This window comes from Flavobacterium sp., from assembly GCF_003525665.1.
Taxonomy (GTDB): domain Bacteria; phylum Bacteroidota; class Bacteroidia; order Flavobacteriales; family Flavobacteriaceae; genus Flavobacterium.
The window spans coordinates 12991-13694 of the sequence record NZ_DQDX01000158.1; the positions used below are offsets into that span (position 1 = coordinate 12991).

The 704-nt window shown below is 23.6% G+C and carries 1 protein-coding gene; it reads left to right on the plus strand.

What is annotated here, in order from left to right:
* Positions 1-82 precede the first annotated feature (82 nt).
* On the plus strand, positions 83-704 hold a 622-nt coding region (locus DIU01_RS11260; RefSeq protein ID WP_290834490.1), incomplete at its 3' end, for a hypothetical protein.

Genomic DNA, 704 nt, shown 5'->3' on the forward strand with positions numbered 1-704 from the left:
AATTGAAAAAAGGATTTCCATTTCAATCAGGGCTAATTGAATAACCATTTTAATATACATTTGAATTAATAATTTAAAAGAGATGAAAAATAGTTTGATGATATTTTTGGTAGCTTTTTTTAGCTGTAATAATAACGATAGTAAAAATTTAGTACGTCAAAAAGAGTCAATCGAAATTATAAAGACCATTATTGAAGAAAAAGGAATTGAATTGACTAGAAGTTTTCCTAACAAGCAAGAACATCCAATTTGTTTAAACTTAAAAAAAGTTATTGTAAACAATAAATGTTTCGATAAAACGGAAGTTAATAATGAAGTTAAAATAGTTAAACTCCCTGCTAGATCTTTTACATCGAATGGCGAAGTTTGTCTAGAAAAAATTTATAAATCAAGGCCAATAAGGAACTTTTTTTTTCTTACAAAAGATTCGGTTGATGTTATAAATCAAAATAATGCTATTAAAGCATTTAAAATCTCAAAAAATATAACAAAAAAATTTAAAACTGTTGAATCATCAAAAGAAGTAAGTGTAGCTGAAAAATATATTCAATTTTCAATTCCAATATTTTCTAAAGATAATACAAAGGCATATTTAGAATACGATTTTCATACCGATAATTATGATAGTTTTGGCAAATCTATTTATTTAGAAAAAGTAAATGGAAAATGGAAGATAAAATTTATTGAAAAAAATTGGAATACAT